The organism is Agrobacterium sp. H141, from assembly GCF_057158725.1.
This window is the reverse complement of the sequence record NZ_JBXENI010000002.1, coordinates 147077-173706: the sequence shown is the minus strand read 5'-3', so window position 1 is coordinate 173706 and position 26630 is coordinate 147077. Positions and strand designations below refer to the sequence as shown.

Here is a 26630-nt window from a genome sequence, read left to right as displayed (position 1 = left end):
AAGCAAAGGCCCAAATTTCTGGATATCTGGGGCCACGGCCGGCAGGGCCGGTCGCTCGGAATCAGGAGCAGCATAATCTTTCGTCTAACGCCGCCGCGGCATTCGATGCGACCGAAACTGGGGATATCAAATTGAGCAAATCGCTGCGTGAATTCAAGTTTATGAGTTTCGATGTGGTCGGGACACTGATCGATTTTGAAGGCGGGCTGACGTCCTGCCTCAATGAAATCGCAGCGGAGGCAGGCGTAACGATTGATGGTGAGGAGGCGCTTAACCTCTATCGTGCGGCCCGCTATTCCGAGGATGCCGGTCTCTTCCCGGATGACCTCGTCCGCGTCTATAATGCCATTGCACCGACACTCTCTCTGCCGGCTGACGCGTCCTGCGGCGAGCGCCTGCGTGATTCGGCGAAGACTTGGAAGGCCTTTCCCGACAGCGCCGAGGCCATGGCGCGGCTAGCGCGCGACTATCGCCTCATTGCCATGACGAATGCCCGCCGTTGGGCCTTCGAATATTTTTCTGCCGCGCTTGGCGATCCCTTTCATGCTGCCTTTACGGTGGACGACACAGGCACCGAAAAACCGGATCCGGCCTTCTTTCACCAGGTTTTCGATTTCGTGGCCGATGAGGGTGCGAACAAGAACGATATCCTGCACGTGGCCCAGAGCCAGTACCACGACATCGGCGTCTCGCGGGAGCTGGGCATGACGAATTGCTGGATCGAAAGGCGCCATGCCGTGAAGGGCTATGGCGGTACGATCGAGCCGGCGGAGTTCACCAAACCCGACTATCACTTTACCTCAATGGTCGGCCTTGCCAATGCCGCTACTGCTGCACGGAGCTGACAGACCTTCATCTCAACGACGAGCAAAGCCTGCTTCAAGACAGGCGACCCGACAACCAGACCACAAAAAAAAGGGGAATGACATGACTGATAAAACTCTCAACTGGACCTCGTCAGACGACGCGATGGTCGAAAATGCCATTCGCCGCGGCGCTACGCGTCGCGAGCTTCTCCACATGCTGCTGGCCGGCGGCGTTGCGCTCTCGGCCGGCGGTGCGATCCTTGGAAGCGCCACCAGCGCATTTGCCGCAACGCCGAAGTCTGGTGGACACCTCAAGGCGGCTGGCTGGTCGGCATCGACGGCCGACACGCTCGACCCGGCCAAGGCCTCGCTTTCGACAGACTATGTGCGCTGCTGCGCGCTCTACAACCGCCTGACTTTCCTCGATAAAGGTGGCGTGACACAGATGGAGCTTGCCGAGAGCGTGGAGAGCTCGGACGCCAAGGTCTGGACGGTCAAGCTGCGCTCCGGAGTCACCTTCCATGATGGCAAGACCCTGTCGTCGCAAGACGTCGTCTTCTCGCTGATGCGGCACTTGGATCCTGACGTCGGCTCCAAGGTCAATTCGATCGCCAAGCAGATCACCAGCGCCAAGGTTGTCGACCCCCTGACGGTGGAGATCACACTGGCCAATCCCAATGCCGACCTTCCGACGATACTGGCGATGCATCATTTCATGATCGTCCAGGACGGCACGACCGACTTTTCCAAGGGTATTGGCACGGGCGCCTTCAAGCTTGAGAGCTTCGAGCCGGGCGTCAAGTCTGTCGCGGTCAGGAACCCGAACTACTTCAAGTCTGCGGGGCCATACATCGATTCCTTCGAGTATTTCGCCATCAGCGACGACAATGCGCGCGTCAATGCGCTTCTATCGGGTGACATTCATCTGGCGGCATCCATCAAGCCCCGTTCAATGAAGCTGGTCGAAAGCCAGCCGGGCTTTGTCTTGTCGCAGACCACGTCCGGGAATTATACCAACCTCAACATGCGTCTGGACATGGAACCGGGCAACAAGGCCGATTTCGTTGTCGGCATGAAGAACCTGATAAATCGCGAGCAGATCCAGAAATCGGTCATGCGCGGCCTTGCCGAAATCGCCAACGACCAACCGGTATCGCCCGCAAGCATCTACTACAATGCCGAATTGAAGCCGAAAGCCTTCGATCCCGAAAAGGCGAAGTTCCACTTCGAGAAGGCAGGGCTCGTCGGCCAGTCCATCCCGGTCATCGCCTCCGATGCCGCCACGTCCTCGGTCGACATGGCTACACTGGTTCAGCAGGCAGGTGCCGAAATCGGCATGAATTTCGACGTCCAGCGCGTGCCCTCTGATGGCTATTGGTCGAATTACTGGTTGAAGGCGCCCGTCCACTTCGGTAATATTAATCCGCGCCCGACGCCCGACATCCTCTTCTCGCTGCTCTATTCGTCCGACGCTCCTTGGAACGAAAGCCAGTTCAAGTCTCCGAAATTCGACAGCCTGTTGGTCGAGGCTAGAGGCCTGCTCGACCAAGCGAAGCGGAAGGCGATCTACGACGAAATGCAAGTCATGATCTCCGAGGAAGCCGGTACCGTGATTCCCGTCTTCCTGTCCAACGTGGATGCTCTCTCGGGCACGCTGAAGGGCCTCGAAGCCAACCCATTGGGTGGCCAAATGGGGTATGCGTTTGCTGAATATGTCTGGCTCGATGCCTGATAGGCAGCGGTCGACAAGGTGTCAGGACGGCACCTTGTCGACCGCCTCGATGGCGGATCGGGATTTCCTCGACGAATTCCCACCCGCATGACTTTCGCCTCGCGGCGTTGTTTATCACCTTGAAACTCTGTCCAGCAGGGGGGCTACACTTGAGCAGGTATGTACTCGATCTCATTACGGTCCGGCTGCTTGTCGCTGTCCTGACACTCCTGATCGTGTCCTTTGCAGTGTTTTTTGCAACGGCAATGTTGCCGGGTGATACCGCGACCATCCTCCTTGGTCAGGCGGCCACGCCGGAAGCCATCGCGGGACTGCGCAGCGCCATGCATCTTGACGAACCCGCTTATCTGCGTTTCCTGCGCTGGCTTGGTGGACTGGTAACTGGAGACCTCGGAACATCCTACGTGAACAATGTTGCGGTGGCTGACCTCATCGGTGGTCGCTTCGTCAACACCATGAAACTGGCAGGCATCACCACCATCTTCTCCGTGCCGCTTGCACTGACGCTCGGCATCACGGCGGCGATGTTCCGCGGATCGCTCTATGACCGTTCAGTGACCATCGTCACCATCGGCGTGATATCAATTCCGGAGTTCATGGTCGCGACGTCGGCGGTGCTGGTCTTCTCGGTCTATCTCAAATGGCTGCCGGCGCTTTCTTTTGCCAATGACGTCACCTCCATCTGGCAGTTGCTCAAAGTATATGCCATGCCGGTGATCAGTCTGACTTTCGTGGTCGCGGCGCAGATGATCCGCATGACCCGCGCCGCCGTCATCGATACCCTCAACACACCCTATGTCGAGACAGCCCTGCTGAAGGGAGCTTCCCGCCCCCGGATGGTTTTACGTCACGCCTTGCCAAACGCGATTGGCCCGATCGTCAATGCGGTCGCCCTTTCCCTATCCTATCTCGTTGGCGGCGTGATCATCGTTGAAACCATCTTCAATTATCCAGGCATTGCAAAGCTGATGGTCGACGGCGTGGCTACCCGTGACCTGCCGCTCATCCAGTCCTGCGCGATGATCTTCTGTGTCGGCTATCTCAGTCTGATCACACTTGCAGACATCATTGCGATCCTTGCCAATCCGAGGCTGCGTTGACCATGACTCCAACCGTTCCAGTTTCACAGAAATTCGGTTACCGTTTCAGCTGGGTCGGGATGATCGGACTGACGGTCATCCTCTTCTGGGGGATAATGGCGCTCATTGCGCCGCATATCATTCCCCACCCGGTCGGCGAGATCGTTGACGAGGATTATTTCGGCGTGATGAGCAGCAGGTTCTGGCTCGGCTCGGACTATCTTGGCCGCGACATGCTGTCCCGAGTTCTCATGGGCGCCCGCTACACCGTCGGCATTTCGCTTGCAGCTGTCTCCATCGCCTGTTTCTCCGGCGTCGTTCTCGGCATGACGGCCGCTGTTGTCGGTGGATGGTTCGATGCGGCACTGAGCCGTTTTCTCGACGCCATGAACTCCATTCCAGGCAAACTTTCGGGTCTGGTCGTTGTTGCAGCGGTTGGCTCGTCGATCACCGTTCTGATCGTCACACTCGCCGTTATCTACACGCCCGGAGCCTATCGCTTCGCCCGTGCGCTCGCCGTCAACATCAACACCATGGATTATATCACCGTGGCGCGCACGCGCGGCGAAGGCATCTTCTACATCATCGGCTCGGAAATCCTGCCGAACATCATCGGACCCGTGCTCGCAGATCTCGGCCTTCGCTTCGTCTTCATCGTGTTGCTGCTGTCCGGCCTGTCCTTCCTGGGCCTCGGCGTACAACCGCCCTTCGCCGACTGGGGCGCGCTGGTGCATGAAAACGTCGGCGGCCTGCCATTCGGGGCACCTGCCGTCATCGTTCCCTCGCTGGCGATCGCGAGCCTGACGATCAGTGTGAATCTTCTGATCGACAACCTGCCGAAAAAAATCCGTGACCGGAGTGTCTGAATGGAAAACCTTGTCGAAATCCGTGATCTGCAAGTGGAGGCCACGACCGACAGCGGCAGACGCGTCGACATCATCAAGGGTGTGAGCCTCGATATCGCCCCCGGTGAAATCGTGGCGTTGATCGGCGAGAGTGGATCGGGCAAGACGACGATTGCCCTGACGCTGATGGGTTATACCCGCTCGGGATGCCACATTTCCCGCGGCAATGTCCGGATCGACGGCAAGGACATGGTTGCGCTGAGCGAACGTGAACGCGCCAGCATCCGCGGCGCCGAGGTCGCCTATGTCCCCCAGTCCGCAGCAGCAGCATTCAATCCTGCAAAGCGCATCATCGACCAGGTGATCGAAGTCACCCGTATCCACCAGTTGATGCCGGTCGAACAAGCACGACAGAAGGCCATCGAACTGTTCCGTGCCCTTTCGCTGCCCAATCCCGAGACGATCGGGAGCCGCTATCCCCACCAGGTTTCGGGGGGGCAACTCCAACGCCTTTCGGCCGCCATGGCGCTGATAGGCGACCCGAAGCTCGTCATCTTCGACGAGCCGACCACTGCCCTCGACGTCACCACCCAGATCGAGGTGCTGCGGGCCTTTAAGTCGGTGTTGAAGGCGGGCGGTATTTCGGGCGTTTACGTTTCGCACGATCTTGCCGTCGTTGCGCAGATCGCCGACCGGATCGTCGTCCTGCGCGACGGCGAAGTACAGGAAGCAGGCACAACGGCTGACATTCTGTCGCGTGCCCAGCATCCCTATACACGCGAACTACTGGCCGCATTCGAGCCCAAGCCGCGTGGCCATGATGTTGTAGTGAAAGGCAGGGAAGTCCTCCTCCGGGTCAATGGCCTGTTTGCCGGCTATGGTCCGATCCAGGCGGACCGGTTGCCACTGGTTCGTGCGGTACAGGACGTAAGCCTGACGGTGGAAAAGGGTCGTAATCTCGGCATTATCGGCGAATCCGGCTGCGGAAAATCTACACTGGCACGCGCCATTGCCGGTATTCTGCCGCCATTTGCCGGCAATATGATCTTCGACAAACGAGAGCTCGCAGGCACGGTACGGCAACGCAGCCGCGATGAATTGCGCAAAATGCAAATCGTTTTCCAATATGCCGACACAGCGCTCAATCCGGAAAAATCAATCGAAGAGATTCTCGGCCGGCCGCTCACATTCTATCACGGCATCAAGGGCAAACAGCGGGACGCCCGCATCGACCAGTTGCTCGACATGGTACACCTGCCGAAATCGCTTCGTCACCGGCGGCCGCAGGAGCTGTCCGGCGGTCAGAAACAACGCGTCAACTTCGCGCGCGCCCTTGCTGCCGAGCCGAAGCTGATCATTTGCGATGAGATCACGTCGGCTCTCGATACAGTGGTTGCAGCAGCCATCATCGATCTTCTGAAGGAGCTGCAGCGCGAGCTTTCGCTATCCTATATCTTCATCAGCCACGACCTATCGGTTGTCGAGGCAATTTGCGATGAGATCGTTGTGATGTATGCTGGCCGCAAGGTCGAGGAGATCAACCCATCACACCTGAAGGTGCCGCAACATCCCTATGCGAAACTGTTGTTCTCTTCCGTTCCAAAACTCGACCCGGGCTGGTTGGACTCTTTGGAGCTTGATCCAGAGCTGGTCAGGACCTACGGCCACAGCTGATGTGAGCCATTTTCGGGACAATCTGCGCCCCCCTAAAGCGGGAACAGGCTGGTGAGGGGCATATGCGCCTTGACGATTGGCGATTTCAGTACGACGAAGCTGAAATATTTGTCGATACCGATATCCATGTCGGTCAGGCGCTCCATAATCCCCTGATACTCGCCGATGCCGGCGGTAACGAATTTTATGAGATAGTCGTAGCCGCCCGACACGAGATGGCATTCGATCACCTGATCGATCTTCTCCACGACGGCGAGGAACCGGGCGAAGTCGATTTGGCGGTGGTTCTTCAGGGTGATTTCGGTAAACACAGTCAGCGTCTGACCGAGCTTGCCGATATTGATCTGCGCGGAATAGCCGATGATGTAGCCTTCCTGCTGAAGCTTTTTGACGCGCATCAGGCACGGGCTGGGCGACAGGTTGACCAGCTCGGCAAGTTCGACATTGCTGATGCGACCGTTTTTCTGCAGCTCGTAGAGAATCTTGATGTCGATCCTGTCCAGTTTCATCTACGCTCGTCTCCGATAGGCGCCGAAAGGCTGCGGAATTATATTCTGCGGAAATCCTTGATTGAGCTTAACACCATGGCGAAGCTTGTCTATTCCATTCTGCCCAGAGGTGTTCCGCACGATCGTTGGCATTGATACGACGTGACGGAATCTTCTGCTGCTCGACGGATATGTGCGGCATCCTTGGCGGGAACGAGGGGTTATGCTTCTGACGCGACAAGGAGACCGACACCCATGCCAGCGCCGCTTATGCTTGTGGAAAGCCCTGACGAATTGCCCCGCTCGGCCGATGCCGTCATCATCGGAGCCGGAATTGTTGGCGTCTTTGCTGCGTATTATCTTGCAAAAAGAGGCATGAAGGTCGTCCTGCTGGAGAAAGGCCGCGTCGGAGCCGAACAGTCGAGCCGCAACTGGGGATGGTGCCGCCAGCAGAACCGCGATGCCCGTGAGCTGCCCATGGCGACGAAGAGCCTCGATCTCTGGGAAGAATTCGGCCAGGAGAGCGGGGAAGACACCGGTTTTCGCCGCTGCGGCCTCCTCTACCTGAGCAATAGTGAGGAAGAACTGGCCGGCTGGGCGCGATGGCGGGACTTCGCTCGCACCGTCGGCGTGACGACCCATATGCTGGACAGCGTTGCCGCTGCCGAACGTGGCGTGGCGACGGGTCGCACCTGGATGGGTGGCGTCTTTTCGCCGAGTGACGGGACAGCCGATCCGTCGCGCGCCGCGCCTGCTGTCGCCCGCGCCTTTCTCAAGCTCGGCGGGACGGTGCGCCAGAACTGCGCCGCACGTGGCATCGAGACCGAAGGTGGTCGGCTTTCCGCCGTCGTCACCGAACATGGGACGATCCGTACAGCCACGGCAATTCTCTCCGGCGGCGCCTGGGCGTCTTCCTTCTGCCGCCAACTTGGCATTCGGTTTCCCCAGGTGTCTATCCGATCATCGATCCTTTCTGTCGCACCGGGAGAAGGCTTGCTGCCCGAGGCGCTCCATACAGCGCGCGTCTCCGCAACCCGCCGCAGCGACGGCGGATTTACGCTTGCGATCAGCGGCCGAGGCCGGGTGGACCCCACCGCTCAGCAAATCTGCTTTGCCACTCAATTCCTGCCGATGTTCATGCGGCGCTGGCGGTCCCTGTCTCCGGGCAGCCTGGAGGGCCTGCGCAGCGGCCACGAGAGCCTGGCGCGCTGGCGGCTCGATCGTCCGACTCCGATGGAACACATGCGGATCCTTGATCCGGCCGTCGATTATGGCACGATCCGGCTGACCTACGAACGCGCCACAGAACTGCTGCCGGCATTGAAGGGCCGCGGCATCACGGCGAGTTGGGCCGGTTATGTCGACTCGACACCGGATGGCGTGCCGGCCATTGGCGAAACCCCAGTGGTGCCTGGCTTCATTCTGGCAGCAGGCTTCAGCGGCCACGGATTCGGTATTGGCCCAGGTGCCGGTCATCTCATCGCCGATATCGCCACTGGATCGGAGCCGCTGGTCGATCCCCGCCCTTATCATCCGAACCGCTTCTTGAGCTCCGCATGGGGCAACGTCGCGGATTTTTGAAACGCCTGTGCCGCCCAAGAGAAGAAGATCGGGTTGCCCCGACGCGAGCATGGTGCCAAATCCGCGCACCTTTTTTTGCCATATGAATTAATTGCTTACGCCAAGATATTACATTCAAGGCGGGTGTAGAAAGACAATGCCATTCCGCATAATCGACTTCAGCACTCCGCATCCTCTCGTCCACGACGCTGAGACCCTTGCCATTGTCCTGCGGCGATCAGCTGTGTCAGCGTAGTCTTCACAGTCTGTGCCAGCTCATTCGTCAGCCATGAACCTCGCATCTCCCGGCGTCGAACGATTGCGAACACGCTGATCAAGGGTGGGCGATCCAGAAAGTAGGCCTGAAGCTCTCCCCTCTCGACTTCCTGTTGAACGCTTGCATAGGTGGTAACTGTAAAGCCTTGTCCGTAGCGGATGAGTGCTTTGATCAGCGTGATGCTGTCCACCTCGCTGCGAATTTGCAGCCGAACGCCGAACTGTTTTGCAGCGTTGTCGAGCATCCGTCGGTTGGCATGCGGCAATGCTGGCATGATCAAAGGGATATCGACGAGATCTCCGACAGAGATCGATTTCTTGATCCTTGGCAGATTTCCGTGTGCCGTTTTTCCCGGTCCGATAAGCACTGTCTGTTCGTAGGAAATCGGCTCGACATCCAGCTCCGGCAGGGAGACAGGATTGTGGAGAACCGCAAGGTCGATACGCCGGTCAAGAACCCATTCATGCAGAGAGGGACTGCTGCCTTCCAGTAGCCGAAGCGAGATTTGTGGCCAAACCTTGAGGTAGTGCTCGACAATTGGCGGGGCGAGGGCCGCTCCGGCCATTGGCGGTAGACCAAGGACCACGTTGCCGACCGCCAGGTTTTCAGTTCCGGATATATAATCGCGGGTGTCGTCGGCCATCCGCAAGAGTGCCTCGGCACGCTCCATTAGAATGAACCCCGCTTTGGTCATTTGCACACCACGGCCGCTGCGTTCAAGCAGTTGTGCTCCGAGCTCGTGCTCAAGCTTTTGAAGCTGACGCGTGACGGCCGGCTGGGCAATGTGCAGTTCCTCTGCTGCAGCCGATATGCTACGTGCGCGGACCACTGCCACAAAATATCTCAGCGCACGCAAGTCCATTGGCGACCTCCAAAAGCCATACCGAAATGTTCATAGACGTTCTCTGTCTAGGCAGAAACCAGCTGCTTTTTTCCAAGGGGTTAACACCTGAGTTGGAAGGTGCCAACGACCGAAACGCGCTGCTTTCGCCAAGGATTGATAGCAACAGAACTCGCAAGAGAGCAACATCGACTTTCAACCCGTCGATGCCAAAAAGGCATGGCTATGTATAAAAACTCGGTATTTGCGTCGCGTCGTGACCTTGGGCATTTTTGCATTGTTCCGGAGGAGGCTGGAACACAACGGAGGATTTTCGATGATGACAAAGCTGACAGCCGTGGCCTCTGCCATGGTGCTCTGGGCCGCCACTGCCAACGCGCAAACCTATACATACATTACCTATAAGCCGCAGGGCGCCAACGACGCGCACGCCAACAGTCTTCAATGGCTCGTGGAGGAATTCAAAAAGCGGACCAGCGGAAAGCATGAAATCCAGATGTTCTGGGGTGGCTCTGTTGCTGCCGTGGGTGAAACACCGGATGCATTGGCAAGTGGCGTTGGCGACATGGGCGACATCGTCACCCCCTATTTCCCCGACCAGTTCCCCCTGAACAATGCTATCGGTTTCTTTATTCCTCAGCCGCTCGACAGTGCCGGCGTCGCTGGAGCCATGGTGAAATGGCACGCGACCTACCCGCAGTTCGCTGAGGAGCTTGCACAGGATAATCTGCATGCTTTCAGTTTCCGCGCATTGGAAAACTATGGTCTCCTGTGCAAGGAGCCGATCGCGTCGATGGCGGACCTGAAAGGCAAGCGCATCCGATCATACGGCTTTGCCTATCCTGCTCTTATCGAGGCAATGGGTGCTACGCCTGTCTCCATCACGACGTCCGATACCTACGAAGCCTTGGAGCGTTCGATCGTTGACTGTGCACCGATCGGACCTGCCCTTGCCCGTGGCTTCAAGTATGACGAGGTCGCCAAATACTATATTGAGATTCCGTTCGGCGCCTCGTTTGGGCATCTGCTCGCCGTCAATCTCGATACCTATAATGCGATGGATGAGGAAACCCGGGCGATTCTCGATCAACTGGGCAAGGATTATATGGTCGAGTACGGTCGGATGCTTACTGCCGACGAGAAGCGCGTACGCGAGCTGTGGGAGGGAGATCTCAACGTCACAGTGACGTCATTCCCGGCCGACCAACTCAAGGCGATCATTGAAGACCCGAAGGTAAATGCTGTTCGCGAAGAGTGGCAGGCCAAGGCTGAGGCAGCAGGACTTCCCGTCGAAGAGATTGTTTCCGACTTGCAGTTTTAAATGATGGCCGGCGCCGCGGTTACACGCGGCCCCGCATTTGTCGAATAGGACAAAATGAATGTTGAGTCTGTCTCGCATACGAATCGGCTATGGCCGGGTTCTGACGGCGTGTGCCTGGGTGTCAGGGGCAGTTGCCTTTTGTGTCATGGTGCTCGTCGTGGCGAACGTGGTGAGCCGCTACGGTTTCAACTCGCCCATTGCCGGTACGTTGGAACTCACCGAAGGGGCGCTGCCTCTTGTTATCTTCCTGTCGCTGGCCGTCACCCAGTATCACGGCGGGCATATTCGCGTAACGCTGATCACGGACCGGGCACCCGATTCCATCGCCCGTGCGCTGACGATCTTCGCCCTTTTGGCTGGTGCAGTACTCTTTGGGTGGGCGACTTGGGCGGGGTGGCTTTCAGCTGAGAAGTCGTTCGCCATCAACGAAATGAAGCGGGGCTCGATCCGCTATCCAGTCTGGCCCATCAAGTATGCTGTCTCCTTCGGGATGGCGCTCCTGACTTTGCAGTTCCTGATCGACGCTCTCTGGGTCGCATCGGGCAAGTCACTCCCCCATGAACGTCCGGAGGACGCATGAGCAATATTGCGATCGGTATGGTCGGTACCCTGTGTCTCTTTGGCGGGATACTGGTAGGCATCAACGTCATGGTTGTCCTGGGATTGGTGGGTGCGTTCGGGCTGGCCGCTCTGGTGGGCTTCAAGGCTGCGACAGCACTCCTGTCGACCGTCTTCTTCGAGACAACCCACTCGTTTCACTTCTCGGTCATCCCGCTCTTCCTTCTCATGGGTTTTTTCGCCATGCGTGCAGGGCTTGGCGAGGATCTGTTTGAAGCGACAACAAAATGGATGGGAAATCTTAAGGGAGGGCTCGCAATCTCGACGACGCTGGGAGCCGCCGCATTCGGTGCGGCATCCGGTTCGTCGGTGGGCACTGCGACAGTCTTCACCAAGCTCGCCTTGCCGCAAATGCTGAATCGGGGCTACGACAAGAGCCTTGCCTCTGCCTCGATTGCAATCGCAGGCACGCTTGCGGTGATGATACCGCCGTCTGCGCTAGTCGTGGTATATGGTATCTTGACGGACAGCTCGATCGGCGCGCTTCTGGTTGCGGGGCTCATACCAGGGGTGGTGTTTGCACTCATGATTTGCTTGGCGATCTGGATTACGGTGCTTCGTCGTCCTGAACTCGCTCCGGTTGATCGCACGCAGTATTCGCTCCGCGAAAAGCTCGTGTCACTTCGTCTCGCAGGACCATTGGTCTTCATCATTATTTGCATCGTGGCGGGGCTCTATATTGGTGTCTTCACGCCGACCGAGGCTGGAGGCGTTGGTGCCGGACTGACCTTCCTGCTTGCGATCCTGCGCCACCGGGGGCTGCGTGGTGTCAAGATCGGCGATACGCTTATGGAGACCGTTCGCACCTCCGCCATGATTTTTGCGATCCTGATTTCGGCGCTCCTGTTCTCAAAATTCCTTGCGCTTTCGGGAGTAACGAATGCTCTTGGCGAGTTCCTCACTGGGCTGGATGTGGCGCCTTGGGTCATCGTTGTCCTGATTTCGATCATCTATCTGGCGCTTGGCATGATGATGGATGCGCCGGCGCTTCTGGCCGTAACATTGCCGATCACTCATCCGGTCATGATGGATCTCGGCTACGATCCTATCTGGTTTGGCGTCTTCGTTGTTCTGCTGGTCGAGATTGGTGCCGTGACACCTCCGGTTGGCATCAACTGCTTCGTTGTGCAGGCGGCTTCCGGTGGACGTGTAAAACTTGAGGATGTTTTTCGTGGTCTGGTGCCTTTCGTGCTGGCGGGATTTGCAATGCTCCTGCTGCTTTATCTCGTGCCGCAGATTGCGCTGTTTCTTCCGTCGAGGATGTGAGCTGTGACGGATCTTCATTCGCTTTGGAACGACCCATTGATCCCGATCGTGTTACGTTCCACGACCACTTCTCCATTTGGTCGCAAGGTCCGCGTTGCCGCTCAAGCTCTCGGCCTCGGCGATCGGATCATCCGGCGTGATGCCGATACACGGAATGCTGCCGACGATCTGCGTTGCCAAAATCCGCTCGGCAAGATGCCTTGTCTGCTGATCGCCGAGGAAGCGTTCTACGACAGCGGCGTCATCCTCGAACTCTTCGATCTGCTCGCGGGCGGGGCGAGACTGCTGCCTTGTGCCTCGCAGCCACTTGAGCGAGCCCGAGCCCTGACGCGAGCTCGGCTGGCGGACGGGATCGCGGATGCCGCTTTGTTGATGGTCTATGAAGATCGTTTCCGCGAAGCCACTCAACGGTCCGCGGTCTGGTTGGATCATCAACGCGGCAAGATCGAACGAGCCCTTGCCGCTTTCGAGCAGTCTCCGCCTCGGACCGATCGCGCCGATATCGTAAACATCGGGTTGGCGTGCGCACTGGGCTATCTTGATTGGCGCCGCCCGGTCGAGTGGCGAGATGCCCATCCGCGCCTTGTGTCATGGTTCGATCAATTTTCCACCGCAATCCCCGCCTTCCAGCAGACAGAAAGCGAATCCGCATGAACTGGCCTCCACAGCGCCTCAGCGCCCCTGATCCGGACTGCTATTCGCAGCAACAGCGTGAAATCCACCACACGATCAGTGCCGGCCCCCGCGGTGGTGTCCGCGGCCCGCTTGCTGTCTGGCTGCATCGACCTGAACTCGCGGCCAGGGCGCAGGACCTCGGGCGCTACTGCCGTTACGACACCAGTCTCGCACCACATCTGTCTGAGCTCGCAATCCTAGTGACAGGGCGGGTCTTTGGATCCGAATACGAGTGGAAGGCGCACAAGGCTCCCGCTCTCGCCGCTGGTATCGCACCCGAAATTGTGGACGCCATCCGAATGAATCGGCGGCCAGTGTTCGATGATCCGGAACTGGAGGTCGTGTACGATGTCGCACTGGCGGCCCATGAGACACGCGGGCTGGACGATGCCCTCTACGCCCGCGCCGCCACAGTGCTGGGCGAGCAGCGGCTTGTCGATCTCGTCGGTCTCCTCGGCTACTACACGCTGATTTCCCTGACTATCAATATCTTTCGAATACCTCCTCAAGGCGGCGGTTCGCCGGAGCTCTGTAATGTCTGAACCTGTTTTGACCTGGCACCAGAAGCCGCATATGACCTCTGTCAGTATGCCGAGGAACGCCACCGACTGCCATTGCCATGTTTTCGGGCCGGTCGCTCGTTTCCCCTATGCCGACAATAGCAGTTTCAAGCCTGCTGATGCGCCAAGGGAAGCATTGTTTGCTCTCCACGACCAGATGGGCATCGAGCGCTGCGTCATCGTTCAATCGGGGTGCCACGGTTTTGACAACAGTGTCGTCGCTGACGCGATTGCAGCCCGCCCGGGGCGCTACCTCGGCGTTGCTCTTGCAACGCCAGATGTGACGACGGACGATCTGCGGGCGCTCGATGCGAGGGGCTTTCGCGGCTTGCGCTTCAACTACATGAGCCACCTGGCGCCCGGTGCGAACGAGGCGCAGCTGCGGGCGCTGGCGCCCAAGCTTGCCGATTTGGGATGGCACTTGCAGATCCACATGGAAGACCAGTTGATCGAGCCGATGTCGCCGGTGCTCACCAGTCTGCCTGTCGCCGTCGTGATCGACCATATGGGGCGGATCGATGCCTCCCGCGGGCGAAATCAGCCGCAGTTCGAGGCACTGCTGCGACTGCTTGACCACCACCACCTCTGGTGCAAGGTTTCGGGCAGTGAGCGTGCTTCGAGACAGGATCCACCTTATGGCGATGCCACGCCATTTGCCCGTGAACTGGTCGAGAGCTTTCCCGATCGTGTCGTATGGGGCACCGATTGGCCCCACCCGAACTATCGCGCAGCACCGCCGGATGACGGCGACCTCTTCGATCTGTTACCGCAGATCGCTCCAACCCCCTACCTGATGAAGGCACTCCTTGTCGACAACCCGGCCCGTCTCTACGGCTTCGAGGAGAACGTCTGATGGCTCGACGTCTTGAAGGAAAAGTTGCCATCGTCACCGGAGCAGGGTGTGTCGGTGCCGGTTGGGGCAATGGCCGGGCCACCTGTGTCCGCTTCGCCGAAGAGGGGGCGAAGGTATTCGCCGTTGATTTGCGCATGGAGTCGATGACGGAGACCCTGGAGCGCACGCGTGACGTCGGCGGCGAGATCGAGCCATATCTGTGTGACGTGACGGACCATAGCGCTGTCAAAGCCTTGGTCGGGGCATGCCAGCAACGATTTGGCACCCTCGATATTCTCGTCAACAACGTCGGCGGTTCAGAAAAAGGCGGTGCGGCCGCTTTGGAGGAAGAGGTCTGGGATCGGCAGATCGACTTCAATCTGAAGAGTGTCTTCCTCACCTGTCGGGCGGTCCTTCCGGTGATGGAGGCAAAGGGCTCCGGCGCCATCGTCAACGTCTCCTCGACTTCAGGATTGCGCTATACCGGATCTCCACAGGTCGCCTATGCTTCTGCGAAAGCGGCCATCATCCAGTTCTCGAAGGTGACGGCGGTAGAGTTCGCTCCAAAGGGTGTTCGTGTGAATACGGTCGTGCCAGGTCAGCTGCATACCCCGATGGTGGAGACGCGGCTTGCCGGACAGCGTGCGGGGGGAGATGTCGATGCGCTCATTTCATCGCGTGTGAGACGCATCCCCTTGGGCTGGATGGGCGACGGGCGCGACACGGCGAACGCCGCGCTTTTCCTGGCATCGGACGAAGCGCGCTTTGTCACCGGTACAGAGATCGTGGTCGACGGCGGCATGAGCGTACGCTGCGATTAGCCAGCGGCTCTGGCCGATCCAATGCGCCGGTGCAAGCGCTCTGGCATATTGACGATCTTGATAGGGTGTTGTTGGGTTATTCCGCAACCTGTCAATTTGAATGCACGTCTCAGAGGCGTGATTTCAGGGCTGAGGCAATATCGTCGACGATGCCCTGTTCGGCCGCAAGGCCGCCTGATGTGAGGTACATCTTGACCGGGTCCAGATAGACGACCTGTCCCTTCTTCCAGGCATTGGTTGCGTGGACTAGGTCGTTGTTCAGCATCTGTTCGGCCGACTGGCCCTTGGATTGGCCAATCGCTGCGTCGCGATCAATCACGAACAGCCAGTCGGGGTTCTTTTCCAGAATGTACTCATAGGAAATAACCTGTCCGTGGGTCTCGACCGTCAGGTCCGGATCGGCGGCGGCGATGCCGAAGCGACCGTGCAGTTCGCCGAATCGCGAACCCGGTCCATAGGCGCTCATCTTGCCGCCTGTGGTCAGAACGATCAGCGCCTTGCCGGCCTTTGCGCCCAGCACAGTGAGATCGGCGACCGAGGCTTCCAGCTTTGCGAGGCGATCATTGACTTCGGCCTGCTTGCCGAAGATTGCGCCGAGCGTGGTGGCATTGCGCATGATACTTGCGCCGAAGTTATTGCTATCCGCAGTCAGATCGATGACGGGCGCGAGCTTTGCCAACTCATCATGCTTGGCGGCGGAGCGTCCTCCGATAATGATCAGGTCCGGCTGCAGCGCATTGAGCGTTTCGTAATCGGGTTCAAACAGCGTGCCAATCTTGGTGTAGCTGTCGGCCTTGTACTGCTCGAGCGAAGGCGGCAGGTTGGAGCCGGGAACGCCAGCGACATCGACGCCGAGCGTATGCAATGTATCGAGCGAGGAAAGGTCGAAGACGGCGACAATGGCTGGCTTTTCCGGCACCGAAACCGCTCCACGTGCCGTCTCGACGGTAATGTCGGCGCTCATGGCCGGGCATGCGGCAAATCCACCAATCGTCAAGGCGGCAATCGAGACCGCCGTGGCCAGAGCTTTGCTGATGTGCATAGTCAAATCCTCTTCTAATGTCGCAGCAGCTTACTTTCCGAACAGGGAAATCAGCCCGTCAGAGAGCACGCCACGCCAGGTCAACCAGTCGTGGCCACCGGCATATTCGCGATAGATAACATGAGTATTCTTGGCAAGTAATAGATCGCGCAGGTGGCGATTTGTATCGAGAATGCTCGGCACACCGCGGGCAGCCCCCACCTCGAACTGACCTGCACTCAGGAACACGCGGATCGCGGGGACAGGCTCCTGTGCGATAAGCCCGGCGACATATTCCTGTCTATCCGGTGCAGTGTGTGGCGGTGCCCACCAGAAAGAACCGGACATGGAAAGGACATTGCCGAAGAGTTGCGGATAGCGCAGCGCCACCGTCATCGACGCAAGCCCGCCATAGCTCGCTCCCGCAAGAGCGGTACGCGCCGGATCATGGATAATGCCGGTTTCCTTGATCACCAACGGTAGCACGTCTTTTGCCAGAAAATCGGCAAAATCGGGATTGGCTGGCAGTTCGCGCGCCCTGCTGGCGGGGCTCGGATTATTCACCAGCACCGCGACCAAGGGTGGAATGCGGCCCTCCGCGATCATGTTGTCGAGGATCACAGGTGTTGGGATCTTTGTCAGCGATTGCGCGCCATCGAACATGAAAAGCAGCAGGTTGTCAGGGTCCTCTGGACTGAAACCGGCGGGGCGGTAAATCGTGATGTCGCGTGTGTTGCCCAGCTTCGCGCTGGTGATGGAAACCGTTTGCAGGCTTCCCTTGGGCACGTCCTTTTCATTGATGAAGGATTGTTTTGGTGCGTCCGGCAGTTCCAGTACGGAATCGCGATCAAAGCGGTCGAACCCGTCTTGCGGCCACGGATGGCGGTTGAATGGATCCTCCTGGGCAGTCGACAGGATGGCGATCCTGCGTTCACGCGCTGTACCGGGAAGATCAGGTACATCAGGTGCCAGCTGATAGGACAACCGGGTGTCGGCTGGAACAGCAAAACTCTTGAACCAGACATCCGACTGGCCAATGCGCTCAAGGTTTTCATGGTCGCCCGATGGGGAGCCGAACAGACGGACATTCTTTTGCGCGCCGCGCCAGAGGAAAGTCGCGATCACAGCGCCATCCTTGCCGCTTTCGACCAGTGGCGTGCCCTGCCTCTGCACTCTCTCCCAGAAGCTTTCCGTGGATTGGCCCGAGGCGATATCGGCAGCGAGCCTTTCCATAACAAGACTGAGATAGACTTGCTCTGGCAGCTGTTGCTCCGCCGGCGTGACCCGTTTCGTCAGGGACAGGCTAAAATCGGTAACCTGACCGCGCGCCGTAAGCCGCATCAAAACGGGGGCCTGTTCAACCACGAAGCGAAAATCGGACCCACCACCGGCATCGCTCAACAGCCGGCGCACATGGGTGCCGTCAGCAGTGACCAGGTCGAGATCGAAGCGACCGCCAGGACTTTCGATTACGCCCTGGAGATAATCCCGGGGATTGGCGTCTGCAGTAAACAGGCGCGTATCTCTGGTCTGCATCGCATGCCCCTGATGGGGCTTGCCAACGATAAGCTGCGTGGTGTCGCCGGCCCAAGCGGCAGACGACAGGGAACCAGCGATTGCCGCCAACCCCATAGCGAGGTGAAATAATGTCGTCTTCACGGCGTCACCAGCTGTATTTCAGGGAAGCCGTCACCGTGCGTCGCGTGCCATAGAAGCAGGCAAGGGCGCTGGCGCAGGACACGACATAGGTCTTGTCGGCCAGATTGGAGGCGTTGACCTGCAGTTTCAGGCCTTCCAGGGCAGGATTGTTGACCGAGAAATCATAGGACATGGATGCGTCGAACAGGGTCGTGGGATCGACCTTGAACGTGTTGGTTGCATCACCCCAGCTGGAGCCGAGGAAGCGAACACCACCACCGATGCCCAGACCCGCGAGCGGGCCATCGAGCACCTCATATTTGGCCCAGAGCGAGGCCTGATCGATGGGAAGACGGGCCGGCGTTTTGCCCAGTTCGGCCGTGCGTACCGTCTCCGTCACCTCCTGATTGATGTGACTGTAGCTTGCCACAAGTTTGAGGTTCTGATTGATCTCGGCATGTGCCTCGAGCTCGAAGCCTTTGCTCCTGATTTCACCTGTCTGATAATAGAGAGATGTCGCGTTGTCATAGAACAGCACATTTTGCTGGGTAAGATCATAATAGGACGCGATGATCTGGTAGTCCTCACCTTCAGGCGCATATTTCACGCCCAATTCGAATTGCTGCGCAGTCGTCGGATCGAAGGGCGATTGGCCCGCACCCGGAGCTTGCGTGACTGGCTCGAACGAGGTCGAATAGCTGGCATAGGGCGAGATGCCATTGTTGAAATTATATATCGTTCCGACGCGCCAGGTGAAATGCTGTGCGTCATAGGACGCATCGCTATTGGACGCGGTCTTGTCATCGAGATCGGAATTGGCCCAATCGTAGCGCATGCCACCCAAAAGATTGAGCTTGCCGAGCTCGATCTGGTCCTGAAGGTAAATACCGGTCTGTGAGGAATCGGTCGTCGCATCGGTTCTTGTGCTGCGCCCGGTTACCGTAACATTGCCATAGACTGGGTTGGTCCAGTCGATGCTGTTGGCGTTGCCGCGCGATACGAAATTGTCCACCGTGGTAAAGCGATAGTCGATCCCGGCAAGCACGGTATGTTCGGCAGTCCCGGTGTCGAATTTGCCCTGTAGTTGATTGTCGATCACGAACTGGTGCTGCAATTGCGACTGATCGCTGGCCGAGCGGCTGATGGTCTTGCCATCGGCCGCGATCGACCCCCACGCGAGTGTGTTGTAGACTTGGTCGATCATGCCATAACGTGCGTTCTGGCGGAATGTCAGGTCGTTGTCGAATTCATGTTCAAAGGCATAGCCGATATAGGCCTGCTCGCGCGTCGATTCCTGATAGTCGGGATCTGAAACCAGGAAGCTTGTTGGGTAATACCCAAAAGCTGTCGGCACCACCGAGCCCGCCTTTTCGACGAAGTTGCGAAAGCCGGCGTCGGGCTCGTTCTGGTAGAAGCCCTCCACTATCAGCGATGTCTGCGCATCCGGTGTCCAGATGATGGAGGGTGCGATGCTGAAACGACGCGTTTCCAGAAAATCCTCCTGGGTATCGGCTCGCCAGGCCGTGCCTGCGATGCGGTAGCGCAGGTCGTCATTACCAACAATTGCATCGGAGAAATCGAAGCCGAACGAGGCCCGGCCGTCCGTGCCGACCCCGACCTCAATTTCGCGCAGTGGCTCATCCGTCGGGCGCTTGGTCACGAGGTTGACCACGCCGCCGGGGTTTGCCTGACCGTAGAGCACGGAGGACGGCCCGCGCAGAACCTCGACGCGCTCAATGAGCGATGTATCGATCTGGCCAAGAGAGCCATCACCGTAGAGCAGGCCGTTGACGAAGCGCGGCACGTAATAGAAACCGCGCATGAACATTTCGTCATGCATATTGGAGGCACCGCGATATTCGGCAAACACACCGGCCGAATACCGCATCGCCTGCGCAACGGATTCGGCAGCCTGATCCTCTATCTGCTCGGCAGGAACGACCGAAACGGACTGTGGAGTCTTGGAGAGTGGCGTGTCCGTCTTGGTGCCGGCCCGGCTTTGGCGGGCGACATAGCCACGAACCGGACCATCTCCCTTTTCTGCGCTGCCCTGGACATTTATGGTCTCCAGCTGGGTCGTGTCGGCCGACGTATCCTGCGCAGCGGCGGCGTTGATTGCGACCATGCTGGTCGTCGCGATTAGCGTCAGCTGCAGCAATCGACTGATCCGGCCTTGCGCATTTGCGCGGCGAAGTTGCGTCTTCGATACCATCATTTGAATGTCCCCATGCACGGCGGCCGCCCGTAGCGGCTAAACTTGACTACAGAAGTCATCTATAGGATTAAGACCTGCTCGATGTCGATGGATGGCACCACGCCGGAAACGGCGAAAAGCTATGCATGAACGGCAGCGCCGGGTTGAGCCCTGCCTCGATCAAAAATAGCGGATATGAAGTGCCATGGGATTGATTGACCAGAAAACTGTAGAGAACCGGCCCTTTCCGGGACTGGTTCAGGTCGGTGTTTTTGATGGCGACGGACCGCATCACTCCGATCGTCCGGTCATCGAACTGACGCCGAAATTCCAGCTGTTCATATTTCTGGGCGGTCGGCAGAAATTCTATGTCGACGACGTGCTCTTCGACATGCAGGCGGGCGAAGGCGAGCAATTGCGACCCGTGGCGCTGGTGATGAACCGGGTCAAGAAGGCCGAGCTTCGACATATCCATCAGCCCGGCCAATATCTTCGCAAGGTGATGATCTCCGCACCCGTCAGCTGGGCGGAAGATCTGCAGATCGAGGCCGATGAGCGGAAGCCCGAACTCAGGGACTTCATCTCCGGTCATCTCAACTATTTCGTCTGGTGGCCCAACCTGAATGCTGTGCAGCTCGCATCCGAGATTATCGCCCCGCCGCAAGCAATGCAGGGCGAGATCCGCGATCTTTACTGCAAGGCCAAGGCCTTGGAACTGATGAGTCATGCCTGCGCAGCTCTGGTCGATCGCGATCGGTCGACCGTGGCGCGTCCATCTCTCAGCACGCTGCGGCAGAGCGAAAAGGTGCGCGACTACCTGCTCGCCCATCTCGACCAGTCGATGACCATTGACGATATCGCGCGCGCCACCGGTGCCAGCGTCAGCAGCGTGCAACGCCACTTCAAAGAGCATTTTGGTGTCACGGTGTTCGAATTCTTACGCCGCAAACGGCTTGAACGAGCCCGCGAGGCACTGGAGCGCGACGGAATGACCATCGCTCAAGCGGCATTCATGGCCGGATACGCCAGCCCGACGAATTTTGCTGCAGCCTTCAAGAAGGCCTATGGCATCGCACCGAAATACTGCCGTGTCTGAAAAAAGCCCAACACTAAAACTTGTATGTAATGGACAAGTTTCGATTGCCGTCGCGGATCGCCGGCATTATCCATGCGCACCGACCTTGCCTGGTCCGGCTCTGTGAACCCTCCCGGATTGCCAATGAAAACTGTCGTTTCAGCCCTGTTTGCCTTGACGGCGATGATCGTCGGGAGCCTGCTGACGGGGGTAAGCCCGGTTTCGCTGGCAGGTCTCCTGAACGGCAATTTCGATGGGAATACCGCGTTGGTGATCGCGTCCAGCCGCATTCCCCGGACCTTTTCCTTGCTGCTTGCCGGAGCGGGGCTGGCCGTATCAGGATCCATCATGCAGATGCTGGCCCGCAACCGCTTCGTCGAGCCATCGACCGCAGGTACTTCGGACTCGGCAAGCCTGGGCATGCTCGTCGTGATGATGTTCTTCCCCAGCCTGCCCGTGTTCGGCAAGATGCTGGTGGCGGGTCTGTTCGCACTCGGTGGAACTGCCCTGTTCCTGGCGATCCTTGAGCGCATTCCGATGCGGTCCGCATTGCTGGTGCCGCTTGTTGGCATCATGCTGGGCGGGGTCATCAGCGCGGTCGCGACCTTCTTTGCCTATCGCTTCGACCTCATGCAGTCACTCGGCGCCTGGTCCAATGGCGATTTCTCGATGGTGTTGAAAGGTCGCTATGAATTGCTGTGGCTGGCGGCAGTCGTCACCGTGATCGCCTATGTCACCGCCGCCCGCTTCACCATCGCCGGCCTGGGCGAAACGATCGCGCGCAATGTTGGCCTCAACTACCGCACCGTCGTCACGCTCGGGCTTGCGATCGTGTCGCTTGTCACGGCCTCTGTCGTCGTGACAGTGGGCATGATCCCCTTTGTCGGCCTCGTGGTTCCCAATATCGTGAGCATGTTTGCCGGCGACAATCTGCGCCGTACCCTGCCCTGGATCGCCTTCAGCGGAGCAGCATTGGTGCTGTTTTGCGATCTCGCCGGGCGGTTGATCGTCTTTCCGTACGAGATACCGATCGGCACGATGATGGGTGTCATCGGCTCGGGCTTCTTTCTCTACCTCCTGTTGGGAAAGCGCTTTCATGGTGCCTAGCACACGGTCTTTTTCGCCATCGCTGGTGCTGACGACAAGTGGTTTTGTCGCGCTGGTCGTCTGCGTCCTGTTCATGACATGGGGCGCCAAGGGCGACTGGTCCTTTCTCATTGCGTTTCGCGGGACCAAACTCGCAGCACTGGTGCTGGTTGCCAGTGCGGTATCCGTATCGACCGTGCTGTTCCAGACCGTCACGGGAAACCGCATCCTTACGCCCGCCATAATAGGCTTTGATGCCCTCTATGTGCTCCTCCAAACGCTTCTCGTCTTCTTCCTCGGCGGACTTGGTGTCGCGACGCTCGACAAGCGCCTGCTCTATATTGTCGAAGTTGGCGTTATGGTGTTGTTGTCGGCACTGCTGTTTCGTTTCCTGTTTTCCGGTGCTACCCGCAGCCTTCATCGACTGCTGCTGGTCGGCATCCTGTTTGGCGGGTTGTTTCGCAGTCTCGCGGGCTTCATTCAGCGTATCATCGATCCGAACGAGTTCATTGTGCTGCAGGATCGTTTCTTTGCCAGCTTCAATAGCGTTGACACCGAACTCCTGGGCCTGTCTGCAATTGTGGTTGCAGGGACATTCGCCGTGGTGCTCGCCAATTTATCCCGCTTCGACGTGTTATCACTTGGGCGCGAAGCGGCAGTCAGTCTGGGCCTGGACCATCGCCGCATGGTAACGCTCGCGATGGCACTGGTGGCAATTCTCGTATCCGTGTCGACTGCCCTTGTCGGTCCGGTCACCTTTTTCGGCTTGCTAGTCGCCAATCTCGCCTATGTGTTGATGCCGAGCTTTCGCCATCGCCATGTGCTGCCACTGGCCATATTTCTCTCGGTCACCTTGCTGGTGGGCGGACAGATACTGCTTGAACGACTGTTCGCCTTTTCCACGGCGCTTAGCATCGTCATCGAGTTCTTCGGCGGACTCGTCTTCATAATTTTGCTATTGCGGGGGAAAGCGCGATGATCGAAATAACACATGTTTCCAAGTCCTATGACGAGAGCCGGGTTCTCGAAAATATCAACCTGACAATCCCGAGGGGTGGCGTCACGTCGATCATCGGACCGAACGGCGCTGGCAAATCGACGCTGCTTTCGGTAGCCAGCCGGTTGATCGCACCGGATTCTGGCCATGTCCGGGTCGATGGCATGGACGTTCACAAAACCAGTGGCGACGTGCTGTCGCGCCGCCTCTCTTTCATGCGCCAGGACAACCAGGTCGCAGCGCGCCTGACCGTGCAGGATCTCGTATCGTTTGGCCGCTATCCCTATTCCAAGGCGCGGCTGACCGCCGAAGATCTCGACTATGTCGAGTGCGCCATCGATTTTGTGGCCCTTTCTGATCTGCGGCACCGTTATCTCGACCAGCTTTCCGGGGGGCAACGCCAGCGCGCCTTCGTCGCCATGGTGCTGGCACAGGACACCGATTATGTGCTGTTCGACGAACCGCTCAACAATCTCGACATGCGCCATGCCCGATCGACGATGAAGCTGCTGCGGCGCATGGCTGATGATTTTTCCAAGACCATCGTCGTTGTGCTGCATGACATCAATTTTGCCGCAAGCTATTCCGACTTGATCGTTGCCATGCGCGACGGGCGGATCGCCGCAGTCGGAATACCTCGCGACATCGCACGCGCGGACAGCCTGAAGGAGATTTTCGACATGGACTTCTCCATCCACCGGATCGGCGATCGACGGCTGGTGGACTATTACGCCTAGGGCTTGGTGTTTCGCCGATGCCCGCAAAGGATCAACAGACATGAACGATACCGCAATGCAGATGGCCGACCGCGCGCCCAACAGGGTGCGCCACGACGTCCGCATGCGCACGCTTGAGGTCGCCGCAGTCGTCCGACTGTTTCCGACCATGCTGCACGTCACGCTTGCGGGCGAACAGCTGGAAGTCTTCACATGCTTGACGACCATATCAAGTTGTTTCTGCCTGAGGCAGCGGGCAAGGCCCCTTCCCTGCCGGTCATCGGGGCAAACGGCATACAGATGCTCGAAGGAGGACAACGGTCAGTCTCACGCGACTACACGCCGCGTCGCTACGATGCCGAGAGCCAGACGCTGGATATTGACTTTGCCATCGACGAGAACGGCCCGGCGACAACATGAGCCGAAAGGGAGAACGTGGGCGATCCGGCCTGGATTGCCGGACCACGTGGCTCAATGGTCATTCCGCTGGCTTTTGACCGGTATCGGCTGGTCGGTGACGAAACAGCACTTCCGGCAATTGCTCGAAGATTGGAAGAACGACCAGCCACAGCGAGGGTTATCGTTGTCGCCGAGGTAGAAATGCCGACAACGAACTGGCGCTTGCGACCGCAGCCGATGTGTCTGTCATTCGGGTATATCGCGGCCGTAAGCCTGTTGGCCAGGCTGAATCGGCTAATACTCAGCGCGGCTCGTCCTTGAAGACAGAAGTCAAAGTGAGGGGAAAACCAGCCCGTCCATCAGCTTGCGTGCTGTGCGCAACATCCCTGCCCCCACCATTACACCTGTTTCATTCTTCTGTATGAGTGCTTCGGCAGCCCCCGTCGGATGCTCGATCAAATAGCGACCATCCTCTGGAATGGAAGCAAAGCCGGCTGCAGGCGTTCCGTCCAAACCGCAGGCTGTCGCCACTGTGACTGCCGCAAAAACGCCAATGGACGCGTGACAGCGATGCGGGATGAAACTGCGGGTATTGATGGCGCCGCCTGCCATAGGCGGGGACACCAGTATCATCTTCGGCACGGATTTTTCGGTCACGTCGCCAAGGTGCATCAGAGGTCCGGCCTGCCGTCGTATGGCTTCGATCCGCGCTTTCAGCGCAGCATTGCCTTCGAGCTCATCCCGACTTTCCGTTCCCGCAATTTCGAAATCACTTGCCGCCATGATGGCGCAGGGCATGCCGTTATCGATCAATGTGCAGTCGATACCGTCGATCCGATCGACCGCGTTGCCCGTCGGCAAAAGCGCCCCGCACATAGAGCCGGCGATATTCTGGAAGAGAAGCGGGACGGCAGCATGGGTGCCCGGCACGCCGTCGATCGAAGCATCGCCGGCATAACTGACCTTGCCGCCGGGGGTCGACACTTGAGCGGTCGCAATCTCGCCCGTGTTGATCATGTGAATACGCACAGGCGTGATATCGCTCGTTGCCGCAACCAGACCGCGTTCGATGGCCGCCGGACCGACACCGGCCAGGATATTGCCGCATCCTTGGGCGTCGGACACCAATGCCTGGTCGACGAAAACCTGCAAGAACAGGTAATCGACATCCGCATCCGGCCGCGACGGTTTCGACAGGATTGCTACTTTCGATTTCAACGGATCGGCCCCACCGATCCCATCAATCTGGTTGGGGTCAGGTGAACCCATGATGCTCAACAGCAAATCATCGCGCTTGGCTGTATCCGATGGCATATCGTCTGCCAGAAAATAGGCGCCTTTCGACGTTCCGCCGCGCATCCACAGACAGGGGATCCCGTCACTCATTTTGCCATCTCCTCCGACGCATTCATGCATGCCGTACCGGTACGCCTAAACGTATTTCAATCCCTTGTCGGCGAGCCGCTGGCGCATATCGTAGATATCGAGTCCAAGTTCGCCGGCTGCGAGACGCACCCTCTTTGCCTCTTCGGCATCAAGGCGTTTTTCCGCATTTTCGAGTGTTGTTTCAGCGTCCTCGCGCTTGACGACCACAACACCGTCGTCGTCCGCAACAATGATATCGCCGGCATTGACGATCTTCCCGGCGCAAACCACGGGAATATTCACCGAGCCGAGCGTCTCCTTGACCGTGCCCTGCGCGGAAATAGCCTTGGACCAGACGGGAAAACCCATCTGCTCCAGGGCGACAACATCGCGCACGCCGGCATCGATGATCAGCCCTCGGCAGCCGCGAGCCATGGCCGATGTGGCAAGCAGATCGCCAAAATAGCCATTGTCGCAGGCAGAGGTGGGCGCAAGGACAATGATATCCCCTTTCTTCAGCTGTTCGATGGCCACATGCAGCATCCAATTGTCTCCCGGAGGAGAGGAGATGGTCACTGCTGAGCCGGCAATACGTGCACCTCGGAAGATGGGTCTCACATATGGGGCCATGCAACCGGTGCGACCCTGCGCCTCATGAACAGTTGCGACGCCGGCCTTGCCAAGCCGATCGATGACATCCTGCGATGCGCGTGAGACATCTTGTACGACAACAGGCATAAAGGT

At 58.5% G+C, this 26630-nt stretch carries 26 protein-coding genes; 19 read left to right on the top strand and 7 right to left on the bottom strand.

Annotation, left to right across the window (positions count from 1 at the left end; all coding sequences use genetic code 11):
* Positions 1-131 precede the first annotated feature (131 nt).
* The 5 genes from ACWPM9_RS21015 to ACWPM9_RS20995 all read left to right on the top strand — a co-directional run bounded on the left by ACWPM9_RS21015 (position 132) and on the right by ACWPM9_RS20995 (position 6136).
* Positions 132-845 carry an HAD-IA family hydrolase gene (locus ACWPM9_RS21015; RefSeq protein ID WP_484757829.1) on the top strand — a complete coding sequence of 238 codons (714 nt, stop codon included), beginning with the start codon at positions 132-134 and terminating at the stop codon, positions 843-845.
* Positions 846-927: 82 nt separating this feature from the next.
* The gene (locus tag ACWPM9_RS21010; RefSeq protein ID WP_484757828.1) at positions 928-2538 is read left to right on the top strand and encodes an ABC transporter substrate-binding protein; all 1611 of its coding nucleotides are present in this window, start codon (positions 928-930) and stop codon (positions 2536-2538) included.
* A gap of 149 nt (positions 2539-2687) precedes the next feature.
* Entirely contained in the window at positions 2688-3638 is a 951-nt protein-coding gene (locus ACWPM9_RS21005) for an ABC transporter permease (protein WP_484757827.1), read from the top strand.
* A gap of 2 nt (positions 3639-3640) precedes the next feature.
* Entirely contained in the window at positions 3641-4483 is an 843-nt protein-coding gene (locus ACWPM9_RS21000; RefSeq protein ID WP_484757988.1) for an ABC transporter permease, read from the top strand.
* Entirely contained in the window at positions 4484-6136 is a 1653-nt protein-coding gene (locus ACWPM9_RS20995) for an ABC transporter ATP-binding protein (RefSeq protein WP_484757826.1), read from the top strand. It abuts the gene before it with no gap.
* Positions 6137-6168: 32 nt separating this feature from the next.
* On the opposite strand, the gene ACWPM9_RS20990 is transcribed toward ACWPM9_RS20995, so the two are convergent.
* Complete coding sequence (locus ACWPM9_RS20990; protein ID WP_484757825.1) at positions 6169-6645, bottom strand: Lrp/AsnC family transcriptional regulator; 477 nt, start codon at positions 6643-6645, stop codon at positions 6169-6171.
* Between the two features lie 234 nt (positions 6646-6879).
* Between ACWPM9_RS20990 and ACWPM9_RS20985 the strand changes: the two genes are divergently transcribed.
* Positions 6880-8205, top strand: coding sequence for an NAD(P)/FAD-dependent oxidoreductase (locus ACWPM9_RS20985; protein ID WP_484757824.1), 1326 nt, complete (start codon positions 6880-6882; stop codon positions 8203-8205).
* A gap of 158 nt (positions 8206-8363) precedes the next feature.
* Here ACWPM9_RS20985 and ACWPM9_RS20980 read toward each other — a convergent pair whose 3' ends face one another.
* Positions 8364-9323, bottom strand: a complete 960-nt coding sequence (locus ACWPM9_RS20980) for a LysR family transcriptional regulator (protein ID WP_428189260.1) — start codon at positions 9321-9323, stop codon at positions 8364-8366.
* A gap of 295 nt (positions 9324-9618) precedes the next feature.
* On the opposite strand from ACWPM9_RS20980, the gene ACWPM9_RS20975 reads away from it, so the two are divergent.
* The 7 genes from ACWPM9_RS20975 to ACWPM9_RS20945 are packed head-to-tail and all read left to right on the top strand — an operon-like array spanning position 9619 to position 15395.
* Positions 9619-10623 (top strand): C4-dicarboxylate TRAP transporter substrate-binding protein, encoded by a 1005-nt coding sequence (locus ACWPM9_RS20975; protein WP_484757823.1) that lies wholly within the window; start codon positions 9619-9621, stop codon positions 10621-10623.
* Positions 10624-10681: 58 nt separating this feature from the next.
* Complete coding sequence (locus ACWPM9_RS20970) at positions 10682-11203, top strand: TRAP transporter small permease (protein WP_484757822.1); 522 nt, start codon at positions 10682-10684, stop codon at positions 11201-11203.
* The gene (locus ACWPM9_RS20965) at positions 11200-12507 is read left to right on the top strand and encodes a TRAP transporter large permease (RefSeq protein WP_428189263.1); all 1308 of its coding nucleotides are present in this window, start codon (positions 11200-11202) and stop codon (positions 12505-12507) included. Before ACWPM9_RS20970 ends, ACWPM9_RS20965 begins: the two co-directional genes overlap by 4 nt.
* A gap of 3 nt (positions 12508-12510) precedes the next feature.
* Positions 12511-13161 (top strand): glutathione S-transferase family protein, encoded by a 651-nt coding sequence (locus ACWPM9_RS20960; RefSeq protein WP_484757821.1) that lies wholly within the window; start codon positions 12511-12513, stop codon positions 13159-13161.
* Entirely contained in the window at positions 13158-13724 is a 567-nt protein-coding gene (locus tag ACWPM9_RS20955) for a carboxymuconolactone decarboxylase family protein (RefSeq protein WP_484757820.1), read from the top strand. The genes ACWPM9_RS20960 and ACWPM9_RS20955 overlap by 4 nt, the downstream gene beginning before the upstream one ends.
* Positions 13717-14595 carry an amidohydrolase family protein gene (locus ACWPM9_RS20950; RefSeq protein WP_484757819.1) on the top strand — a complete coding sequence of 293 codons (879 nt, stop codon included), beginning with the start codon at positions 13717-13719 and terminating at the stop codon, positions 14593-14595. The genes ACWPM9_RS20955 and ACWPM9_RS20950 overlap by 8 nt, the downstream gene beginning before the upstream one ends.
* Positions 14595-15395, top strand: a complete 801-nt coding sequence (locus ACWPM9_RS20945; protein WP_428189267.1) for an SDR family NAD(P)-dependent oxidoreductase — start codon at positions 14595-14597, stop codon at positions 15393-15395. The genes ACWPM9_RS20950 and ACWPM9_RS20945 overlap by 1 nt, the downstream gene beginning before the upstream one ends.
* Before the next feature lie 109 nt (positions 15396-15504).
* Here ACWPM9_RS20945 and ACWPM9_RS20940 read toward each other — a convergent pair whose 3' ends face one another.
* Genes ACWPM9_RS20940 through ACWPM9_RS20930 form a run of 3 tightly spaced genes read right to left on the bottom strand, consistent with a single transcriptional unit; the run spans position 15505 to position 20269 of the window.
* On the bottom strand, positions 15505-16437 hold the full coding sequence (locus tag ACWPM9_RS20940) for a siderophore ABC transporter substrate-binding protein (RefSeq protein WP_484757818.1): 933 nt from the start codon (positions 16435-16437) through the stop codon (positions 15505-15507).
* 30 nt (positions 16438-16467) lie between these two features.
* Entirely contained in the window at positions 16468-18075 is a 1608-nt protein-coding gene (gene fes / locus ACWPM9_RS20935) for an enterochelin esterase (protein ID WP_484757817.1), read from the bottom strand.
* 4 nt (positions 18076-18079) lie between these two features.
* Positions 18080-20269: a TonB-dependent siderophore receptor gene (locus tag ACWPM9_RS20930; protein WP_484757816.1), complete on the bottom strand. Its 2190-nt coding sequence runs from the start codon at positions 20267-20269 to the stop codon at positions 18080-18082.
* A gap of 184 nt (positions 20270-20453) precedes the next feature.
* Between ACWPM9_RS20930 and ACWPM9_RS20925 the strand changes: the two genes are divergently transcribed.
* The 6 genes from ACWPM9_RS20925 to ACWPM9_RS20900 all read left to right on the top strand — a co-directional run bounded on the left by ACWPM9_RS20925 (position 20454) and on the right by ACWPM9_RS20900 (position 24842).
* Positions 20454-21344: a helix-turn-helix transcriptional regulator gene (locus ACWPM9_RS20925; protein ID WP_484757815.1), complete on the top strand. Its 891-nt coding sequence runs from the start codon at positions 20454-20456 to the stop codon at positions 21342-21344.
* A 123-nt stretch (positions 21345-21467) separates the two neighbouring features.
* A complete protein-coding gene (locus tag ACWPM9_RS20920; protein ID WP_484757987.1) occupies positions 21468-22430 on the top strand; it encodes an ABC transporter permease in 963 nt (320 codons plus the stop codon).
* Positions 22420-23388, top strand: a complete 969-nt coding sequence (locus tag ACWPM9_RS20915; protein WP_484757814.1) for an iron chelate uptake ABC transporter family permease subunit — start codon at positions 22420-22422, stop codon at positions 23386-23388. Before ACWPM9_RS20920 ends, ACWPM9_RS20915 begins: the two co-directional genes overlap by 11 nt.
* On the top strand, positions 23385-24143 hold the full coding sequence (locus ACWPM9_RS20910) for an iron ABC transporter ATP-binding protein (protein WP_484757813.1): 759 nt from the start codon (positions 23385-23387) through the stop codon (positions 24141-24143). Before ACWPM9_RS20915 ends, ACWPM9_RS20910 begins: the two co-directional genes overlap by 4 nt.
* Before the next feature lie 192 nt (positions 24144-24335).
* Positions 24336-24542, top strand: a complete 207-nt coding sequence (locus ACWPM9_RS20905) for a siderophore-interacting protein (RefSeq protein WP_484757812.1) — start codon at positions 24336-24338, stop codon at positions 24540-24542.
* A gap of 54 nt (positions 24543-24596) precedes the next feature.
* Positions 24597-24842 carry an SIP domain-containing protein gene (locus tag ACWPM9_RS20900; protein ID WP_484757986.1) on the top strand — a complete coding sequence of 82 codons (246 nt, stop codon included), beginning with the start codon at positions 24597-24599 and terminating at the stop codon, positions 24840-24842.
* 9 nt (positions 24843-24851) lie between these two features.
* On the opposite strand, the gene ACWPM9_RS20895 is transcribed toward ACWPM9_RS20900, so the two are convergent.
* Complete coding sequence (locus tag ACWPM9_RS20895) at positions 24852-25907, bottom strand: 4-oxalomesaconate tautomerase (RefSeq protein ID WP_484757811.1); 1056 nt, start codon at positions 25905-25907, stop codon at positions 24852-24854.
* Between the two features lie 45 nt (positions 25908-25952).
* Positions 25953-26624, bottom strand: coding sequence for a 4-carboxy-4-hydroxy-2-oxoadipate aldolase/oxaloacetate decarboxylase (locus ACWPM9_RS20890; RefSeq protein WP_484757810.1), 672 nt, complete (start codon positions 26622-26624; stop codon positions 25953-25955).
* Positions 26625-26630 lie beyond the last annotated feature (6 nt).

What these genes read in the sequence shown, in the direction of transcription:
- ACWPM9_RS21010 (WP_484757828.1), top strand. Translation starts at nt 928, where the DNA reads ATGACTGATAAAACTCTCAACTGGACCTCGTCAGACGACGCGATGGTC.
- ACWPM9_RS21000 (WP_484757988.1), top strand. Translation starts at nt 3,641, where the DNA reads ATGACTCCAACCGTTCCAGTTTCACAGAAATTCGGTTACCGTTTCAGC.
- ACWPM9_RS20995 (WP_484757826.1), top strand. Translation starts at nt 4,484, where the DNA reads ATGGAAAACCTTGTCGAAATCCGTGATCTGCAAGTGGAGGCCACGACC.
- ACWPM9_RS20990 (WP_484757825.1), bottom strand. Translation starts at nt 6,645, where the DNA reads ATGAAACTGGACAGGATCGACATCAAGATTCTCTACGAGCTGCAGAAA.
- ACWPM9_RS20985 (WP_484757824.1), top strand. Translation starts at nt 6,880, where the DNA reads ATGCCAGCGCCGCTTATGCTTGTGGAAAGCCCTGACGAATTGCCCCGC.
- ACWPM9_RS20980 (WP_428189260.1), bottom strand. Translation starts at nt 9,323, where the DNA reads ATGGACTTGCGTGCGCTGAGATATTTTGTGGCAGTGGTCCGCGCACGT.
- ACWPM9_RS20975 (WP_484757823.1), top strand. Translation starts at nt 9,619, where the DNA reads ATGATGACAAAGCTGACAGCCGTGGCCTCTGCCATGGTGCTCTGGGCC.
- ACWPM9_RS20970 (WP_484757822.1), top strand. Translation starts at nt 10,682, where the DNA reads ATGTTGAGTCTGTCTCGCATACGAATCGGCTATGGCCGGGTTCTGACG.
- ACWPM9_RS20965 (WP_428189263.1), top strand. Translation starts at nt 11,200, where the DNA reads ATGAGCAATATTGCGATCGGTATGGTCGGTACCCTGTGTCTCTTTGGC.
- ACWPM9_RS20955 (WP_484757820.1), top strand. Translation starts at nt 13,158, where the DNA reads ATGAACTGGCCTCCACAGCGCCTCAGCGCCCCTGATCCGGACTGCTAT.
- ACWPM9_RS20950 (WP_484757819.1), top strand. Translation starts at nt 13,717, where the DNA reads ATGTCTGAACCTGTTTTGACCTGGCACCAGAAGCCGCATATGACCTCT.
- ACWPM9_RS20945 (WP_428189267.1), top strand. Translation starts at nt 14,595, where the DNA reads ATGGCTCGACGTCTTGAAGGAAAAGTTGCCATCGTCACCGGAGCAGGG.
- ACWPM9_RS20940 (WP_484757818.1), bottom strand. Translation starts at nt 16,437, where the DNA reads ATGCACATCAGCAAAGCTCTGGCCACGGCGGTCTCGATTGCCGCCTTG.
- ACWPM9_RS20930 (WP_484757816.1), bottom strand. Translation starts at nt 20,269, where the DNA reads ATGATGGTATCGAAGACGCAACTTCGCCGCGCAAATGCGCAAGGCCGG.
- ACWPM9_RS20925 (WP_484757815.1), top strand. Translation starts at nt 20,454, where the DNA reads ATGGGATTGATTGACCAGAAAACTGTAGAGAACCGGCCCTTTCCGGGA.
- ACWPM9_RS20920 (WP_484757987.1), top strand. Translation starts at nt 21,468, where the DNA reads ATGAAAACTGTCGTTTCAGCCCTGTTTGCCTTGACGGCGATGATCGTC.
- ACWPM9_RS20915 (WP_484757814.1), top strand. Translation starts at nt 22,420, where the DNA reads ATGGTGCCTAGCACACGGTCTTTTTCGCCATCGCTGGTGCTGACGACA.
- ACWPM9_RS20910 (WP_484757813.1), top strand. Translation starts at nt 23,385, where the DNA reads ATGATCGAAATAACACATGTTTCCAAGTCCTATGACGAGAGCCGGGTT.
- ACWPM9_RS20905 (WP_484757812.1), top strand. Translation starts at nt 24,336, where the DNA reads ATGCTTGACGACCATATCAAGTTGTTTCTGCCTGAGGCAGCGGGCAAG.
- ACWPM9_RS20900 (WP_484757986.1), top strand. Translation starts at nt 24,597, where the DNA reads ATGGTCATTCCGCTGGCTTTTGACCGGTATCGGCTGGTCGGTGACGAA.
- ACWPM9_RS20895 (WP_484757811.1), bottom strand. Translation starts at nt 25,907, where the DNA reads ATGAGTGACGGGATCCCCTGTCTGTGGATGCGCGGCGGAACGTCGAAA.
- ACWPM9_RS20890 (WP_484757810.1), bottom strand. Translation starts at nt 26,624, where the DNA reads ATGCCTGTTGTCGTACAAGATGTCTCACGCGCATCGCAGGATGTCATC.